The following is a 16,864-nucleotide window of genomic DNA, read 5'->3' on the forward strand; positions in this document are numbered from 1 at the left end:
CCACGCCATTCTCCCTTCTCCATGCCACTCCAGCGACACTGGTCGCAACAGCCCCATGAAGGTCAAGGTACGGCAGTCGGCTGTGAGCCGGTCCCCGGCGTCGCCGGAACGCGCCCACTCGGTCGGCGCTCACGACGGCACCGCGTCGACGGGCCGCGTGCGACGGGCGAGATCTGCGAGTCGGGGCACTCATCGGTACGAGCGCTATACCTGTGAGTCATAACTATGACTCACAGGTATAGCGCTCGCGGGTGACACCGCTCCCCGAGCCTCGCCGCTCAACCAGAGCCGACGAACCCGGCCGGTCGGGGCACACCCGGCCCGGCATGGTCGGCGCTGGAGCGGGAGGGGCCGACGCCGTGAGCGGCGGCCCCTCCGGGCTCAGCCGGTCAGGGCAGGGTCCACTTCTGGTTGGCCGCGTTGAGGCAGGTCCAGAGGTGTACGACGGTGCTGTCCGCCGAGTTGTTGCCGGAGACGTCCAGGCACTTGCCCGACGACGGGTTGCGCAGGGTGCCGTCGGACGCCGCCGCCCAGTTCTGCGCGCCGCTGCCGTTGCAGGTCCAGAGCTGGATCTTGGTGCCGTCGGCGGTGCCGCTGCCGGAGACGTCCAGGCACTTGCCGAGGGCCTTGATCGTCGAGTTCGGCGTCACGGTCCAGGTCTGCGCCGTGCTGCCGTTGCAGGTGTAGATCTGGATCTGGGTGCCGTCGGCGGTGGCACCGCTGCGCACGTCCAGGCACTTGCCGGCCAGACCCTTGATCGGGCCGACCCCGGTGCCGCCGCCCCCGCCCTTGACCAGGGTGAAGTCGTCCAGGTCGAAGAGCCCCGTCCCGCTGCCGGTGAAGGTGAGGTACAGGTTCTGGGTGCTGGACGGGACGTTGGACAGCGCCGTGGAGACGTTGGCGAAGGTCGTCCAACTGCCGGTGTTCGGCACCGCGACCGTGCCGAGCACCGGGCCGGTGGCCGAGCCGGTGCGCACCTGGATGGCGCCACCCGCGCCGCCGGAGACGACCCGGGCCGTGAACGAGGTGACCCCGGCCAGGTTGACCCCGTTGTACGCGGCCCAGTCACCCGGGTCGATGTAGCCGACGGTCTGCCCACCGTTGGCGCCCGCCTTGGCGAACGCGGAGACGCCGTTGGCCGAGTTGAACGCCTCGGCCTGGATCGTGCCGGTGGGCGGCGGCGGCGTGGTGCCCAGCTCCTTGATCCGGATGTTGCGGAACGAGGCGTCGTCACCGGTGCCGTGGTTCTGGATACCAATGTGACCCGCCAACGAGCGGACCGGGTTGGTGTTGGTGAAGTCGTTGATCTTCACTCCGTTGAGGAAGATCTGCAACCGCTCGCCCTCGACCAGCAGTTCGTAGGTGTTCCACTCCCCCGCCGCGTTGAGCGCCGCGTCGCGGGCCGCGATGTCGGCCGACTTGTAGGTGTAGACCGCGCCGGTGGTGCGGTCGGCGGCGTCGGTGGCGTCGATCTGGATCTCGTAGCCGTTGTCCACCGCCGACCACGGGTCACTGGACGGCGGGAAGCCGATGAAGATGCCGGAGTTGTCGTCCCCGGCCAGCTTCCAGTCCAGCTTGAGCGAGTAGTTGGTGAACTGCTTCGTGTTGTACCAGTACAGCCCCATGCCGCCGACCGAGGTCAGGGTGGCGTCGGAGTTGGTGAAGTTGCCCGGACCGGCCTGCGACCAGCCGGCCGTCGAGCCGTTGAAGATCGGGGTGTAGCCGGTTTCGGGCCGGCAGTCGGCCTTGCTCCGACCCGAGGCGTACCGGATGCCGCCGAGCAGGTGCGACCGGAAGGCCGGCTCCGCGTACGACGCCTGGGTGTGCCCGGCGCCGGTGTAGAACGACCGGCCACCGTTGTAGCTCTTGCACCAGCTCAGCGGGTGGTCGGCGCCCATGCCGCCACCGGAGTACGACGACTCGTCCAGCGTTGCCAGCACGTGGGCGCTCGACCGGGCGTTGGTCCGGTAGTTGTACCACTCGTCGGTGCGGGTCCAGGTCTGCGGCAGGTGCCCGGTCGCCGCGTGCCCCCGGTCCTCCACCTTGATGTTGGCCTGCTGGATCGCCGGGTGCGAGGCGAACCACGCGCCCACCAGGTTGCCGTAGAACGGCCAGTCGTACTCGGTGTCGGCGGCCGCGTGCACACCCACGTACCCGCGGCCCGAGGCGATGTACGACTCGAAGGCGGTCTGCTGGCTGGCGTTGAGCACGTCGCCGGTGGTGTTGAGGAAGACCACAGCCTCGTACTGGTTGAGGTTGCCGGTGGTGAACGCGGCGGCGTCCTCGGTGGCGGTGACGGTGAAGTTGTTCGCCCCACCCAGGTCGCGGATGGTCTGGATGCCGACCGGGATGGCGTCGTGCCGGAAACCAGCGGTCTTGGAGAACACCAGCACGTCGTACGGGGCGTCGGCGGCGCTGGCGGGACTGGCCGGGGTGGTGCAGGCGATGACGGCGAGTGCGGCCATGGCCGCACCGAGGACGGGTCGCAGGAGTCTGCGCATATCGCTCTCCTAATTGCGGTTAGGAGGGGCCCCTTGCCTCACACTAGGCGTTGACAAGGGGCCCCTCCACCTAGCTCAGGGCAGGGTCCACTTTTGGTTGGCGGCGGCATTGCAGGTCCAGAGGTGGACCACCGTGCTGTCGGCGGAGCTGTTGCCGGAGACGTCGAGGCACTTGCCGGACGCCGCGTTGCGTACCGTGCCGTCGGCCTGCGCGGCCCAGTTCTGCGCCCCGGTCCCGTTGCAGGTCCAGAGTTGGATCTTGGTGCCGTCGGCGGTGGCACCACCCGAGACGTCCAGGCACTTGCCCAACGACCTGATCGTCGAGTTCGGGGTGACCGCCCAGGTCTGGGCGGCACTGCTGTTGCAGGTGTAGATCTGGATCTGGGTGCCGTCGGCGGTGGCACCACTGCGCACGTCCAGGCACTTGCCACCGAGACCCTTGATCGCTCCACCCCCGCCGGTCGGGGGCGTACCGGTGACGAAGGTGAAGGCGTCCAGGTCGTAGAGCGCCCCGGTGCCCGTCCCGGCGAAGGTCAGGTAGAGCGTGGTCGTGCCGGTCGGCGGGCTGGTGATCGTGCCGTTCACCGTGGCGAAGGTGTCCCAGCTGCCGGTCACGGGGACCGTGGCCGTGCCGAGCACCGTGCCGGTGGCGGAGCCGGCCCGGACCTGGAGGGTGCCGCCGGCACCCGCCGAGGAGACCCGGGCGTTGAACGAGGTCACGTTGCCGAGCCGGTACGGCTGGAACGCGATCCAGTCGCCGTTGTTGATGTCGCCGACGGTCTTGCCACCCTCGGCGGTGGCCTTGCTGAACACGTTGATCCCGGACGAGGTGCCGTAGAACTCGGCCTGGCGGTGGCGCGGCGGCAGGGTGTGCTGGGTGTGCGTGGTCAGCCCGCCCGCGTCGGTGTACTCGGCGTCGAAGATCGCGAAGATGTTCGCCGCGTCGTCGTGCTCACCATCGACGGGGATGGTGATCGAGCCGGAGCAGCCGGTCTGCGACGTGATCTGGTGACCGTGCTGGTCGTGCCCGAGCACGTAGGTCATCTTGACCTTCGTGCAGTCGATCGTGCCGTCCTCCGGGTCGGTGACCGTGATGCTGAACGGCACCGTGTCACCGAAGCTGAACAGCTGGCCGTTGCCCGGGTTGTTGATGGTCACCGTGGGCGCGGTGTTGCCGACGTTGATCCGTACGCTGCTGCTGCCGGTGGCGCCCTGCGGGTCCCGGACCGTCAGCGTGGCGGTGTAGCTGCCGTTGGCGGTGTAGGTCTTCGTCGGGTTGGCCGCGGTCGAGGTGGTGCCGTCACCGAACGCCCACGAGTACGTCAGCGCACCCCCCTCGGGGTCGGACGAGCCGGCCGAGGAGAAGGTCACCGCGAGTGGTGCCGCGCCGGAGGTGCGGTTGGCGCTGGCCACCGCGGATGGCGCCCGGTTGCCGCTACCGACGTAGTCGAAGCGGTAGAGCGCCGAGTTGGCGTCGCCGTTGAAGTAACCGGTGCCGTAGTCGAGCACGTAGTACGCGCCGTCCGGGCCGAACGCCGAGTCCATCACCTGCTTGCCGACCCAGGGGAAGGTGTCGATGGCGCCCCGGGAGCCGTCGGAGTTGACGTGGATCGGCTTGATCCAGCCACGGCCGAACTCGGTGGCGAAGAACTGCCCGTCGAAGGACTGCGGGAACTTGGTGGTGGAGGTCGACGAGGCGTTGTACCGGTAGACCGGGCCGCCCATCGGCGACTCGGAGCCGCCGCCGAACTCGGTCGGGGTGCCGGCGTCGCCGGCGTACCGGATCCAGGCCGGCTGGGCCGGCGGCAGGGTGGTCAGGCCGGTGTTGCGGAACGAGTTGTTGGTCGGCCCGCCGGTGCAGTTGTACTTCGCGCCGCTGGCGCTGGTCGCGAAGTCGAACTCGTTGTACGTCTCGGTGGAGGTGTTGGTGCCGGTGCAGTACGGCCAGCCGTAGTTGCCCGGCGCGGCGACCCGGTTGAACTCCACCTGGCCGGACGGCCCACGGGTGGAGCTGGTGGTGCCGGCGTCCGGCCCGTAGTCACCGACGTAGACGACACCGGTGGCCTTGTCCACGCTGATCCGGAACGGGTTGCGGAACCCCATCGCGTAGATCTCCGGCCGCGTCCTGGCCGTGCCGGGCGCGAAGAGGTTGCCCGACGGGATGGAGTAGGTGCCGTTGGCGTTCACCTTGATCCGCAGGATCTTGCCCCGCAGGTCGTTGGTGTTGCCGGCGCTGCGCTGCGCGTCGTACGCCGGGTTGCGGTTGGTCCGCTCGTCGATCGGCGAGTAGCCGGACGACTCGAACGGGTTGGTGTCGTCACCGGTCGACAGGAAGAGGTTGCCGGCCGCGTCGAAGTCGATGTCCCCACCGACGTGGCAGCACACACCGCGGCTGGCCGGGACGTCGAGCACGTCGACCTTGCTGGACTGGTTGAGCGTGAAGTCCGAGTTGAGGGTGAACCGGGAGAGGCGGTTGACCCCGTCAAAGGCCGAGAAGTCGGTGCCGGTGGCCGGCGCGTCGCCGCCGGGGGTGGAGAGCGGCGGGGCGTAGTAGAGGAAGATCTGCCGGTTGCTGGCGAACCCCGGGTCGACCCCGACACCCTGCAACCCCTCCTCGTCGTGCTGGTAGACCGGGAGGGTGCCGATCACGGAGGTGGTGCCGTTGGCGTCGGTGCGGCGCAGGGTGCCGTTGCGGGCGGTGTGCAGCACGGAGCGGTCCGGCAGCACCGCCAGCGACATCGGCTCACCCATGTCGTTCACCCCACGGGCGAGCTCGACCTGCTGAAAGTCGGTCGCGTTGATCGTGTGCGCCTGCGCGGGTGTCGAGCCGGCGCCGAGGGCGACCGTCCCGGCCGCGACCACCAGCAGCGCCGCCGATCCGGCGGAGAACCATCGTCGGGATCGTTGTCTTGGAGCGTCCTTCATGGACATGTGTGCTGCCCCTTCCTGACGAGTGACTGCCAGGCGGGCGCGCGCCGTCGCGCCGGATGCCGTAGCGGTGAGGGTGGTGGGTCGATGGGTTACCGCGCCGCCGGTTCACCTCGACGAAACATTGTCGTGTTGGTCACGACACTAAGTTGGACGTGTCGATGTGTCCATACCTTCCGGCGATCCGGCGTCAACTTTTGTCGATCTGATCGAAAGTCGACGGTCAGGCGCGGCGGTCGATCGCCTGCCCGGCCAGCGCAACCAGTGCCGAGCGAGCCTCGTCGGCCACCAACGCGGCCCGCAGGGCGACGAGCGCCGCCTCCGTCCGAACCCGGATCATCTGCTCGATCCGCTCCCGGGCACCGGTCGCCTCGATGATCGCGCGCAGCTCCGCCGCGCCGTCGGCGTCCAACGCCGGATTGCCGAACAGCTCCCGCAGCCGGGCGGTCTGCGACCGGTCGGCGGCGCTGCGAGCCAGCGCCATCATCACCGTGGGCTTGCCCTCGCGCAGGTCGTCCAGGACGGACTTGCCGGTGACCGCCGGGTCCCCGAAGACACCCAGCACGTCGTCGCGGAGCTGGAACGCGTCGCCGAGGGGGTCACCGAACTCGCCCAGCGCGGCGATCAACTCCGGGCCCGCGCCGGCCAGGGCCGCGCCGATCTGGAGCGGCCGGGTGACCGTGTACCGGGCGGCCTTCATCCGTATCACGGTGAGCGCGCTGGCCACCGAGCCGTCACCCACGCCCGAGACCAGGTCCAGGTACTCCCCCGCGATCACCTCGGTCCGCATCAGCGCGAACACTCCGTAGCCGCGGTGCACCTGCTCGGTGCTCAGCCCACACTCGTGGAACATCTGATCCGACCAGGCCGCGCAGAGATCCCCGCAGAGCAGCGCGGTGTTGCGACCGTACGCCTCGGGGTCACCCCGCCAGGACGAGCGAGCGTGCAGGTCGGCGAAGAGCCGGTGCACCGACGGCTCACCACGGCGGCGGTCGCTGCCGTCCAGGATGTCGTCGTGGATCAGCGCGAACGCGTGGAACAGCTCCAGGGCGGCGGCCGCCACCACGATCGGGGTGCCGTCGGCCGCGCCGGCTCCGCGCCAGCCCCAGTAGCAGAACAGCGGGCGCAACCGCTTGCCACCGGCCAGCACGAACCGTTGCAGGGCGGTAAACACGCCGCGCGGCGCGCCGTCGGGCCAGTCCGGGCCCTGCCGTTCGAGGAACCCGGCCAGCTCGGCGTCGAAGCGCGCCCGCAACCCGCTCGCGTCGGTGGGCGCGACGGTGACCGTCATGCCCCCTCCCCCGACCCGCCCGTACCGCCGGCGCCCAGCCCGGCCAACTCCAGCAGCAGCGCCTTGACCTCGGTGGCCGCGATCCGGTCCCGGGCGGCCGTCGGGTCGGAGCAGAGCAGCACCGGAGCGTCCGCCGGGTCGTCCGGCAGCCGCCCGTGCGAGCCCCGTACCGCCTGCGCGCCGGCGTCCAGGCCGACCGCGCTCATCAGGTACCTCATGCCGAGCTTCTTGCGGGCCAGGGCGACCCCGGCGCGGGCCTTCGCGGCACCGGGGTTGGCCGGGTCGAAGAACAGCTCCGCCGGGTCGTAACCGGGCTTGCGGTGGATTTCGACCAGGCGGGCGAAGTCCGGCGCCCGGGCGTCGTCCAGCCAGTAGTAGTAGGTGAACCAGGCATCCGGCTCGGCCACCAGCACCAGCTCACCCGCGCGCGGGTGGTCCAGCCCGTGCGCGGCCTTGCCCTCGGCGTCGAGCACCTCGGCCACCCCGGGCAGGTTGGCGCAGAGCTTCGCCACCGCCGGCACGTCGGCCGGGTCCTTGACGTAGACGTGCGCGATCTGGTGGTCGGCGACCGCGAACGCCTTCGACGTCCACGGGTCGAGGTACTCCATGCCGGCCTGCGTGTGCACCCGCAGCAGCCCCTCGGAGCGCAGCAGCCGGTTGACGTCCACCGGCCGGGACACGTCGGTGATGCCGTACTCGGACAGCACCACCACTGTGGCGTCCCGCGCCCGGGCGGCGTCCAACAGTGGCCCGAGCACCGCGTCCAGCTCGGCCGCCGCCGCGGCGGCCTCGGCCGACGAGGGACCGAAGCGTTGCAGGTCGTAGTCCAGGTGCGGGACGTAGACCAGGGTCAGGTCGGGTGACACGTCGGCGAGGATCTGCTCGGCGGCCTGGCAGATCCACCGCGACGACGGCAGCCCCGCCGTCGGCCCCCAGTACGTGAACAGGGGGAAGGTGCCCAGTCGCCCGGTGAGCGCGTCGTGCAGCTCCGGCGGGTCGGTGTAGCAGTCCGGCTCCTTGCGCCCGTCGGCGTAGTAGACGGGGCGTGGGGTGACCGTCCAGTCGACGTCCGCGCCCATGGCGTACCACCAGCAGACGTTGGCGACGGTGTAGCCCGGCTCGGCCTTGCGGGCCGCCTGCCAGAGCTTCTCCCCGCCGACCAGCGCGTTGTGCTGCCGCCACAGCAGCACCTCGCCCAGCTCCCGGAAATACCACCCGTTGCCGACGATGCCGTGCCCGCTGGGCGGCTCGCCGGTGAGGAAGGTGGACTGCACCGAGCAGGTCACGGCGGGCAGCACGGTGCCCAGCTCGGCCCGGAAGCCGCCGTCGGCGACCCCCCGCAGTCGAGGCATGTGCGCCAGTAGTCGGGGCGTCAACCCCACCACGTCGAGGACCACCAGTCGCCGGCTCATCGCGTCACCCCCATGCTCATGGATCGCTCTGCGGTCAGGCCGAGGCCGACCAGTTCGTCCCGGGCGAAGGCCAGCTCCGCGGCGATGCCGGCGGCCAGCTCCGCGTCGGTGCCGGGCCGTCGTGCGGCCGGCAGCACCCCCCAGGTGTACGTCTCGACGTCGAGGTGGTCGCAGCCGGCGGTCGGGCTGTCGAAGAGCGCTCTCAGGGCTGCGCGGAGGACCGGCAGGGTCGAGCCGAGCGGCTCCTCGGGTGGGGCGTGCAGCGGCACGTGGTAGTGCACCCGCCACGGCCCGGGCAGCTCCCGGTCCAGTGCCTCGTCCAGGTCGTCGGCCGCGTACGCCGGGTCGGCCGGGTCGGCCAGACCGGCGCAGCCGGCGCCCCGGGTCTGGTGCAGGAAGCGGGGCTCCACCCAGCGCCGCAACGCCTCGGCCCCGCCCTCCGGGTCGGCGGCCTCGACGGCGGCGGAGACCTGCACCTTCACCACCGGCAGCCCGGCCGCCCGCAGTCGTTCCAGTGCCTCGGCGGGCTCCTCCCAGGCGCAGGCCAGGTGGGCCAGGTCGAGGCAGACGCCCAGGCGCTCGGTGTCCATCCCGGACAGCAGCTGGGCGGCCTGGCCGGTGCTCTCCACCACACAGCCGGGCTCCGGCTCGAAGGCGACCCGCACCTCGCGACCGGTGTCGCGCTGCACGTCGGCCAGGCCGGCGGCCAACTGGTCCAGCCGACGTCGGGCCGCGTCGGCCCGGTCGGTGTCCCACGGTTGCCGCCAGGCCAGCGGCAGGGTGGAGATCGAGCCCCGGGCCGCGTCGTCGGGCAGCAGGTCGGCGAGCACCCGGGCCAGATTCAGGGTGTACGTCAGGCGCTGCTCGGTGGTCCAGTCCGGGTGGTACACGTCCTGCTTGACCACGGGGGCCTGGAAGGCCGCGTACGGGAAGCCGTTGAGGGTGACCACCTCCAGCCCCCGCGCGTCCAGTTCGGTGCGCAGCCGGCGGCGTAGCGTCGGGTCGGCGGCCAGCTCGGCGGCGACCGGGGCGGCCAACCACAGACCGAGCCCGAGCAGGTCGCTGCCGAGCGCCTCGCGGACCGGCACGGCGTAGGTGTCCAGTTGACCGAGGATGCCGGCGAGGTCCTCGGCGGGGTGCACGTTGGTGCAGTAGCCGAGGTGGACGGTGTCGCCGCCGGCATGTCGCAGCCGCATCAGCTGCCGCCGCGCAGGATCGAGTTGCCGGTCTGCGGGTCGACCTTTTCGGCGACGTCCAGGTCGCTGAGGTCGAGCCGGCCGGACTGCCCGTAGAACTCCACCGGGTTGCGCCAGAGCACCTGGTCGACGTCGTCGTCGCTGAAGCCGGCCGACAGCATCGCCTCGCCGGTGGCCCGGGTCAGCAGCGGGTCGGAGCGCCCCCAGTCGGCGGCCGAGTTGACCAGCATCCGTTCCGTGCCGTACTCCCGCAGCAGCTCCACCATCCGCTCCGGGGTCATCTTGGTGTCCGGGTAGATGGAGAAGCCCAACCAGCAGCCGCTGTCCCGGACCAGCTTGACGGTCACCTCGTTGAGGTGGTCGACCACCACGCGACCCGCGTCGATGCCGGATTCGGCGACCACGGCGAGGGTGCGTTCGCATCCGCGCGCCTTGTCCCGGTGCGGGGTGTGCACCAGTGCCGGCAGGTCGTACGCCACGGCGAGGGCGAGCTGCGCGGCGAACGCCTCGTCCTCCTCGGGCGTCATCGAGTCGTACCCGATCTCGCCGACCGCCACGACCGCGTCCTTGTCCAGGTAGCGGGGCAGCAGGTCGAGGACCGGGCGGCAGCGCGGGTCGTTGGCCTCCTTGGGGTTCAGCGCCACGGTGGCGAAGTGCCGCACCCCGAACTGACCGGCCCGGAACGGCTCCCACCCGATCAGCGAGTCGAAGTAGTCGGTGAACGAGGCGGCGCTGGTCCGCGGCTGACCCAGCCAGAACGAGGGCTCCACCACCGCGCGTACTCCGGCGGCGGCCATTCGTTCGTAGTCGTCGGTGGTGCGTGAGGTCATGTGGATGTGGGGGTCGAAGATGCGCATTCACGCCTCCCGGGGCAGTGCGGCGGTGAGCCGGTCGAGCAGGTCGGTGGCGTCGGCGGGCAGGTCCCGGCCGGCGGCGTGCCGTTCGGCGGCGAGCGCGGCCAGCATCGCGGCCAGCTCCCCGTCGGCCCGGGTGTCCAGGTCGGCCACCGCGGCGAGGGGGACGCCGCTGAACACGCACTTGAGCACGGCCTGCCGCCAGGCGGCCGGGTCGAGGTGCCGGGCGTACGGGCCGAGGGCGGCGGCGACCAGCCGGGTGTCGTTGGTCCGGATCGCGTCGTGCAGCAACGGCACGCCGGCGGCGCCGATCGGCAGCAGCGGCAGTGCCCGCAGCACGGCTCGCCGTTCGGCCGCGTCGCCGTGCTGGTAGAGGCTGGCGGCGTACGTCGCGTGGTCGCCGGGCAGGGCCGTGAGCAGCAGCACGCGGGCCGCGTCGTCGGCGGTCCAACCGGGCGCGTCGGGCAACGCACCCCGGCCGCAGCGTCGACCCGCGGCGGAGAAGAGCCGGGTGATCGCGGTGGGCTCGGTGGCGACCCGGCGCAGCGCCGTGTCCAGCCAATCGGGATCGGGTACGCCTCCCAGCGCGGCCCGTAGTGAATCCGGTGTCATCCCGTCTCCTCCCCTTGTGCTGCTCCCGGTGCCCCGCCACCCCTTTGCTCTGCACCTACATGTGCACCGGGGCCTCTTCGGCGGGTGTCGCCTCGGAGGGTGTCGCGTCAGCGGGTGTCGCCTCGGCAGGTGTCGCGTCAGCGGGTGTCGCCTCGGCGGGTGCAGAGCAAAGGGCGCGCGCAGGGTGGCGATCGGTGGCCGCGGCGGCGCGCAGGAACTCGATCGACCGGGCGGCCACGGCGGGTGCGGCGTGCGAGTCGCGGGGCAACTCCACCGCGACCAGCCCCTGGTAGCCAGCCTCGGCCAGGGCGGCCAGCACCGGCGGGAAGTCGATCTCGCCAACGCCGAACTCGAGGTGTTCGTGCACGCCCCGGCGCATGTCGTCGATCTGCACGTTGACCAGGTGCTCGGCCACCTCGGCGACGCACTGCGGCACCGGCCACGGCTCCAGGCAGCGGCAGTGGCCGATGTCGAGGGTGATGCCGAACCGGGCCGGGTCACCGAGCGCGGCGCGCAGTCGACGCCAGTCGGCGATGTCCTGCACCAGCATCCCCGGCTCCGGCTCGAAGCCGAGGGTGACGTCGGCGGCGTCCGCCGCGTCGAGCACGGTGGCGCAGCCGGCGACCAGCCGGTCCCAGGCGGACTGCGGTGACACCGTCTCGGGTCGGACACCGGCCCAGAACGAGACCGCCTCGGCGCCCAGGTCCGCGCCGATCCGGACGGCCCGGCGCAGGAACTCGATCCGCCGCGTCGGGTCGTCGTGCAGCAATGTCGGAGCGTGTTTGTGCCACGGGTCGAGCAGGAACCGGGCCCCGGTTTCGATCACCACGGCCAGTCCCAGCGCCTCCAACCGTCGGCTGACGGCGGCGACCCGGCGGGTGAGGCCGGGCGCGAACGGGTCCAGGTGGTCGTGGTCCAGGGTGAGCGCCACCCCGTCGTAGCCGAGATCGGCGAGGACTGCGAGCGCGTCGTCGAGGCGGTGGTTCGCGAAGCCGTTCGTGCCGTACCCGAGGCGCAGCGTCGTGGCGTCGACGGCCGGCGGCGCGGGTCGGGGCTGGGGCACGGTCATGTCGGGGAGACTTTCCGGGCCAGCCGTCGACCCAGCGGCGCAGCCGCGGCGACGGCCAACCCGAGCAGGCCGGCTCCACCCCGCGCGGTCAGCGCACCCTGGAGGGCGGGCAGACCGGTGATTCCGGCGCCGACGGCGGCGCGGACCCGCCCGGCCGACGGGTCCCGGACGACCTCGACCTGGGCCGCGCCGTAGCGGGCGGCATACCAGCCGGCCAGCACGGCGGGCAGCACGGCCGCGACACCGGCCACCGCCCGGGCCCGGCCTGGGCGCGCACCGGTCTGCTCGGCCTCCTGGGCGGTGGCGTGTCGGGCCCGCGGAACGGCGGCGGCGGCACTGGCGGCGACCACGGCGGTGCCGGCGAGGGTGCGCATCGGCAGGCTGGCATCCGCACCGGAGACCTCCCGGCGGGACAGCGCGGTGACCGTCCAGGTGTGCGCGGCGACCGTCGCCGCCGCCGGCAACGCCCGGGTCAACCGCCCACCGGACGCGCCGAGCAGCACGTCCAGCCCCCGGCAGGCGGCCATCACGGCCGGACCGGCGGCGGTGTTCTTGGCCAGCAGGTCGTATCCCCAGATGGTGGCGGCCAGCGGCACGGCGAGCGCGACGGCGCGGCGACCGCCCACGGCGGCGGCCAGGCCCACACCGGCGGCCGTGAGGCCCGCCGCGAGGCCGACCGCGGCGGCCGGGGTGACCCGACCGCTGGGGATGGGCCGCTCGGGGCGTTCCACCGCGTCCAGGCGTCGGTCGGACCAGTCGTTGGCGGCCATGCCGGCCCAGTAGAGCAGCACCGACGCGCCGGCCAGGGCGGGTGTACGCGGACTCAGCGCGCCGGCCGCCGTCGCACCGGCGATCACGTCACCGGGCACCGAGAGCGCGGCCGGCGCCCGGACCAGCTCGGCGAGGTCAGCCAGCGTGGTCATGGGCGCTGTCCCCGCCGGCGTGCAGCTGCCGGGTGAAGTCGGTGAGCCGGGCCCACTGCTCGCCCAGCGAGTGCGTGGGCGAGCCGAGCGGGTCCTTGAAGAAGAAGCCCAGATCGGCCAGCGGCCCCACGTGCCCGGCGGCGTGCGCGGCGGCGGTGAGCCGGGCCAGGTCGAGCACCAGCGGCGCGGCCAGCGCGGAGTCACAGCCGTGCCAGGTGAACTCCATCCGCATGCCGGTGCCGAGGAAGCCGGCGAAGGTGATCAGATCCCAGGCGGTCTTGAAGTCGCCCAGGTCCTCGACGTACTCGATGCGGGTGCCGCCCTGCGGGACGTAGCCCAGCGTTTCGCCGAGCACCCGCTGCTTGCTCTGCACCTTGGCCGCGTTGGCGGCCGGGTCGGCGAGGGTGGCGCCGTCGCCGCCGCCCAGCAGGTTGACGCCGGACCAGGAGCGCACAGCCAGGTTGCGCATCGCGAACATCGGCGCGAGGACCGACTTGACGAGGGTTTCCCCGGTCTTGCCGTCATGCCCGGCGTACGGCAGTCGGGCCTCCTCGGCCAGCGCGGCCAGCGCCGGCAGGCGCAGCCCGGTGGACGGGGTGAAGTCGACGTACGAGCAGCCGGCCAGCACTGCCGCGTACGCGTAGAGGGAGCTGACCGGCAGCACCTCGTCCGGCCCGGTGAGGGCGGCGCGCAGCGCGGCCGGGTCGGCGTGCCCCGGGTGCGGCTCGGGGGCCGGCTCGGTGGCGGAGACGTTGACGACCACCACCCGGTCCAGATTGTGCCGCTCGCGGAAGCTGACGAGGTCGCGGACCACGGCGTCGGCCCGGTCGGCCTGGGTGGCGCCGACCGGTGCGGGGCGCAGCTCCTGCTCGACCGCGTTCAGCTCGTCGGGGAGCGCGGCGACCAGCCGCCAGGGGATGACACCGGCGTCGGCGAGGGCCTCGGCGCGCTTGGACAGCGGGGTGGTGGCCAGGTCGTGCCCGCCGAAGACGAGGTCGGCGAAGCCCGGCAGGGCGGGGCCACGCAGCTCGGGCAACTCGGTGACGCAGCCGGTGGGCCCGGCCAGGCCGGCCCGCAACGCGAGCCCCCCGACGATGCTGGTGGTCGCGACGGAACCGCGCGCTCCTACCAGCCAGACACCTGTTTGCATGGTGCTCCTTCCCCGTTCACGAGGAACCGTCGGTATCGCTAAATATAGGAATATCAGAATATGTTTCGGAAAGATATGCCCCAGGTTTGCGGGGCCCCGTCCGCCCGTCCCGCACCGGTTTGGTACCGGCTTCCGACGTCGGCGTCGGCGGCGACGACGCCGGACCGGCTTCCGGTCCGGGCGCGGGCAGACGGGGCTTGGTAGACAGGGTCGGGTCGGCGTCTCGACCCTGTCTCCCCCGCATCCGACCGGCCGGGGCGCTGGTGCGTCCCGACCGGGCGTCTCAGGCCGCCGTGCCCACCAGTTCACCGACCGCAGCACGACTCACCGGACGTCGGCGAGTGGACGCGGTACGGGTGGGGGCAGTAGCGGGCGGTGCCATCAGGTCCTCCGGATCTCCGGATTGGTGGCGGTCCTCCGGTGCGGCCGGGGAATCCCGGTCCGGTCGCACCGGACGACCGTCCTGCTCGTGCGCCACCGGGCCGCAGGGCCCGGCCGCACGCTCTCCGACGCCGACCTCGTCCCGGCTGCGGGGCGCAATCCGCGGCCGGTCCCTCGCCGGTCGGCTTCGGGAAGCTGGTAGGGCGATGGTGGCGCGATCACCACCATCGCGGATGGTCGATGGGTCAGACGGCCGCCGTGATCAGCGCCGGCTCCACCTCGGCCCACGAGGAGCCGAGCTCCGCCGAGCGGGTCACCGCGTCCAGCACGAGCTGGACCTGCAACGCGTCGGCGAAGGAGGGAGTCGGGTCGACACCGGTGGCGACCGCCTCGATGAAGTCGCGCATCTCGTGCGTGAACGAGTGCTCGTAGCCGATGATGTGGCCCGGAGGCCACCACGCCGACATGTACGGGTGCTCGCCCTCGGTCACCAGGATGCGGCTGAAACCCTGCTCCACGCTCGGCCTGGTGGCGTCGTAGAACTCCAGCTCGTTGAGCCGCTCCAGGTCGAAGATCACGCTGCCCAGCGAGCCGTTGATCTCGACACGCAGCGCGTTCTTGCGACCGGTGGCGAACCGGCTCGCCTCGTACGTGGCTAGGGCGCCACCGTCGAGCCGGGCCACGAAGACCGCGGCGTCGTCGACGGTGACCGGCCCGGTGGGCGCCTTGTGGCCGTCCACCGTGGCCGCCAGACCGCTGGACTCGGCCGGAAGCGGCCGTTCCTTGACGAACGTCTCGGTGACCGCGCTGACCCCGCTGATCCGCTGACCGGTGACGAACTGGGTCAGATCGATGATGTGCGCACCGATGTCACCGAGCGCGCCGGAGCCCGCCCTGTCTTTCTGCAACCGCCAGACCAGCGGGAACTGCGGGTCCACGATCCAGTCCTGCAGGTACGTCGCACGGACGTGTCGAATCACCCCGAGTCGTCCGTCGGCGACCAACTGGCGCATCATCGTGACCGCGGGGACCCGGCGGTAGTTGAACCCGCACATCGACCGCACACCGGCGGCCCGGGCGACCTCCGCCGCAGCGGTCATCGCCCGTGCCTCCGCCACCGTGTTGGCCAACGGCTTCTCGCACAGGACGTGCTTACCGGCGGCCAGAGCGGCGAGTGCGATCTCGGCGTGGCTGTCGCCCGGGGTGCAGACGTCGATCACGTCGATGTCGTCCCGGTTGATCAGGTCACGCCAGTCCGTGGTGTACGCGTCCCAGCCGAGACGGTCGGCGGCGTCCGCCACCTTCGTTGTGTCTCGACCGCAGATCAGCGCCATCCGGGCCCGCGCCGGCAGGTCGAAGACGCGGTTCACGGTGCGCCACGCCTGTGAGTGCGCGGCGCCCATGAACGCGTAGCCGACCATGCCGACCCGCAGTTCTTTGTCTGTCGTGGACAAGGTGGGTCTCCCCCCGTATGTCAGAACCCGAGCTTGTCGTAGCTGCTCGCGTTCTCCTTGGTGATCGTCTCGGAGGCCAGGGTCAGTTCCTTGGGAACCTGCAGCTCGGTCAGGTCGCCCAGGCCACGGCCCTGCGCGACGAGCCGCGCGAGGGAGATTGCCGACGAGGCCATCGACGGGTTGTAGGTGACCGTCGCCTTGAGCACGGTGTTGTCGGCCTTGATGGCGTCGATCGCGAGCTTCGAGCCGGCGCCGCCGACCATGAAGAACTCGGACCGGTTGGCCTGCTTGATGGCGGCCAGCACACCGATGCCCTGGTCGTCGTCGTGGTTCCAGATCGCGTCGATCTTCGGCAGGGCCTGGAGAAGCTGGGACGCCTCGCGCTGACCGCTGTCGGAGGTGAACTCGGCCGAACGGCGGTTGCGCACCGTGAACCCGTAGGTCGCCAGGGCGGCCTTGAAGCCCTCGCTGCGCTCGACGGTCAGCGGGATCTCCAGACCGGCGATCTCGCCGATGACCGGGTTGGCGATGCCCTTGTCCTTGAGCTGCTTGCCGATGAAGTGACCGGCCGAGACGCCCATGCCGTAGTTGTCGCCCTTGATGACCAGCCGGGAGGCCAGCGCGTCGGGGAACGCCCGGTCGAGGTTCACGATCGGGATGCCGGCCTGCATCGCCTGGAGGGCAACGGCGTTGACCTCCTTGCCGTCGTGCGGCAGCACGACGATAATGTCCGGCTTCTGGGCGATCAGGGTGCCGAGCGTGGAGCGCTGGGCCTCGGAGTTCGACCCACCGTCGACCTCCTTGAACTCCACGTCCGAGTAGGCCGCGGCCTGAGCCTTGGCGTTGGCGTGGATGGCGCCCATCCAGCCGTGGTCGGCGGCCGGCGCGGAGAAGCCGATGACGACCTTCTTGCCCGGGGCGTTGTTGCCCTCACCGCCGCCGGCGGCCTTGGTCTGGGTGCTGGCGGCCGGCGTCTCGTTGCTGGTGCAGGCCGTGAGCAGGGTGGCGGCGCCCACTGCGGCTCCACCGAAGAGCAACCGGCGGCGCGACAGGTCGCGACTGTGCTGGGTCATGAATGACCTCCTGGGAGCGG

General features: G+C 71.7%; 12 protein-coding genes. All 12 read right to left on the minus strand.

All coding sequences use genetic code 11. From position 1 onward, the window contains the following. Window positions 1-389: 389 nt before the first annotated feature. Window positions 390-2,501: a ThuA domain-containing protein gene (locus tag LADH09A_RS02650; RefSeq protein WP_238643134.1), complete on the minus strand. Its 2,112-nt coding sequence runs from the start codon at window positions 2,499-2,501 to the stop codon at window positions 390-392. Between the two features lie 75 nt (window positions 2,502-2,576). Further along, on the minus strand, window positions 2,577-5,432 hold the full coding sequence (locus LADH09A_RS02655) for a PQQ-dependent sugar dehydrogenase (protein WP_238643135.1): 2,856 nt from the start codon (window positions 5,430-5,432) through the stop codon (window positions 2,577-2,579). A gap of 220 nt (window positions 5,433-5,652) precedes the next feature. Continuing rightward, a complete protein-coding gene (locus LADH09A_RS02660; protein WP_238643136.1) occupies window positions 5,653-6,720 on the minus strand; it encodes a polyprenyl synthetase family protein in 1,068 nt (355 codons plus the stop codon). Beyond that, window positions 6,717-8,132, minus strand: coding sequence for an alkaline phosphatase family protein (locus LADH09A_RS02665; RefSeq protein WP_238643137.1), 1,416 nt, complete (start codon window positions 8,130-8,132; stop codon window positions 6,717-6,719). Before LADH09A_RS02665 ends, LADH09A_RS02660 begins: the two co-directional genes overlap by 4 nt. Beyond that, a complete protein-coding gene (gene eboE / locus LADH09A_RS02670) occupies window positions 8,129-9,328 on the minus strand; it encodes a metabolite traffic protein EboE (RefSeq protein ID WP_238643138.1) in 1,200 nt (399 codons plus the stop codon). The genes LADH09A_RS02665 and eboE overlap by 4 nt, the downstream gene beginning before the upstream one ends. Beyond that, entirely contained in the window at window positions 9,328-10,185 is an 858-nt protein-coding gene (locus LADH09A_RS02675; RefSeq protein ID WP_238643139.1) for a TatD family hydrolase, read from the minus strand. The genes eboE and LADH09A_RS02675 overlap by 1 nt, the downstream gene beginning before the upstream one ends. Further along, the gene (locus tag LADH09A_RS02680) at window positions 10,186-10,794 is read right to left on the minus strand and encodes an EboA domain-containing protein (protein ID WP_238643140.1); all 609 of its coding nucleotides are present in this window, start codon (window positions 10,792-10,794) and stop codon (window positions 10,186-10,188) included. A 55-nt stretch (window positions 10,795-10,849) separates the two neighbouring features. Continuing rightward, window positions 10,850-11,863: a sugar phosphate isomerase/epimerase family protein gene (locus tag LADH09A_RS02685; RefSeq protein WP_238643141.1), complete on the minus strand. Its 1,014-nt coding sequence runs from the start codon at window positions 11,861-11,863 to the stop codon at window positions 10,850-10,852. After that, on the minus strand, window positions 11,860-12,786 hold the full coding sequence (locus tag LADH09A_RS02690) for an SCO3242 family prenyltransferase (protein ID WP_238643142.1): 927 nt from the start codon (window positions 12,784-12,786) through the stop codon (window positions 11,860-11,862). The genes LADH09A_RS02685 and LADH09A_RS02690 overlap by 4 nt, the downstream gene beginning before the upstream one ends. Continuing rightward, window positions 12,770-13,936: an inositol-3-phosphate synthase gene (locus tag LADH09A_RS02695; protein ID WP_238643143.1), complete on the minus strand. Its 1,167-nt coding sequence runs from the start codon at window positions 13,934-13,936 to the stop codon at window positions 12,770-12,772. Before LADH09A_RS02695 ends, LADH09A_RS02690 begins: the two co-directional genes overlap by 17 nt. 626 nt (window positions 13,937-14,562) lie before the next feature. Further along, window positions 14,563-15,738: a Gfo/Idh/MocA family protein gene (locus LADH09A_RS02700; protein WP_372492213.1), complete on the minus strand. Its 1,176-nt coding sequence runs from the start codon at window positions 15,736-15,738 to the stop codon at window positions 14,563-14,565. Window positions 15,739-15,791: 53 nt separating this feature from the next. Next, on the minus strand, window positions 15,792-16,844 hold the full coding sequence (locus LADH09A_RS02705) for a substrate-binding domain-containing protein (RefSeq protein ID WP_238643145.1): 1,053 nt from the start codon (window positions 16,842-16,844) through the stop codon (window positions 15,792-15,794). Window positions 16,845-16,864 lie beyond the last annotated feature (20 nt).

This window comes from Micromonospora cabrerizensis, assembly GCF_022230955.1.
In the GTDB taxonomy this organism is placed as follows: Bacteria; Actinomycetota; Actinomycetes; order Mycobacteriales; family Micromonosporaceae; genus Micromonospora; species Micromonospora cabrerizensis.

Excerpts from the sequence above, each read along its gene's own strand:
- LADH09A_RS02650 (WP_238643134.1), bottom strand. The coding sequence starts at position 2,501 with ATGCGCAGACTCCTGCGACCCGTCCTCGGTGCGGCCATGGCCGCACTC.
- LADH09A_RS02655 (WP_238643135.1), bottom strand. The coding sequence starts at position 5,432 with ATGTCCATGAAGGACGCTCCAAGACAACGATCCCGACGATGGTTCTCC.
- LADH09A_RS02660 (WP_238643136.1), bottom strand. The coding sequence starts at position 6,720 with ATGACGGTCACCGTCGCGCCCACCGACGCGAGCGGGTTGCGGGCGCGC.
- LADH09A_RS02665 (WP_238643137.1), bottom strand. The coding sequence starts at position 8,132 with ATGAGCCGGCGACTGGTGGTCCTCGACGTGGTGGGGTTGACGCCCCGA.
- eboE (WP_238643138.1), bottom strand. The coding sequence starts at position 9,328 with ATGCGGCTGCGACATGCCGGCGGCGACACCGTCCACCTCGGCTACTGC.
- LADH09A_RS02675 (WP_238643139.1), bottom strand. The coding sequence starts at position 10,185 with ATGCGCATCTTCGACCCCCACATCCACATGACCTCACGCACCACCGAC.
- LADH09A_RS02680 (WP_238643140.1), bottom strand. The coding sequence starts at position 10,794 with ATGACACCGGATTCACTACGGGCCGCGCTGGGAGGCGTACCCGATCCC.
- LADH09A_RS02685 (WP_238643141.1), bottom strand. The coding sequence starts at position 11,863 with ATGACCGTGCCCCAGCCCCGACCCGCGCCGCCGGCCGTCGACGCCACG.
- LADH09A_RS02690 (WP_238643142.1), bottom strand. The coding sequence starts at position 12,786 with ATGACCACGCTGGCTGACCTCGCCGAGCTGGTCCGGGCGCCGGCCGCG.
- LADH09A_RS02695 (WP_238643143.1), bottom strand. The coding sequence starts at position 13,936 with ATGCAAACAGGTGTCTGGCTGGTAGGAGCGCGCGGTTCCGTCGCGACC.
- LADH09A_RS02700 (WP_372492213.1), bottom strand. The coding sequence starts at position 15,738 with ATGGTCGGCTACGCGTTCATGGGCGCCGCGCACTCACAGGCGTGGCGC.
- LADH09A_RS02705 (WP_238643145.1), bottom strand. The coding sequence starts at position 16,844 with ATGACCCAGCACAGTCGCGACCTGTCGCGCCGCCGGTTGCTCTTCGGT.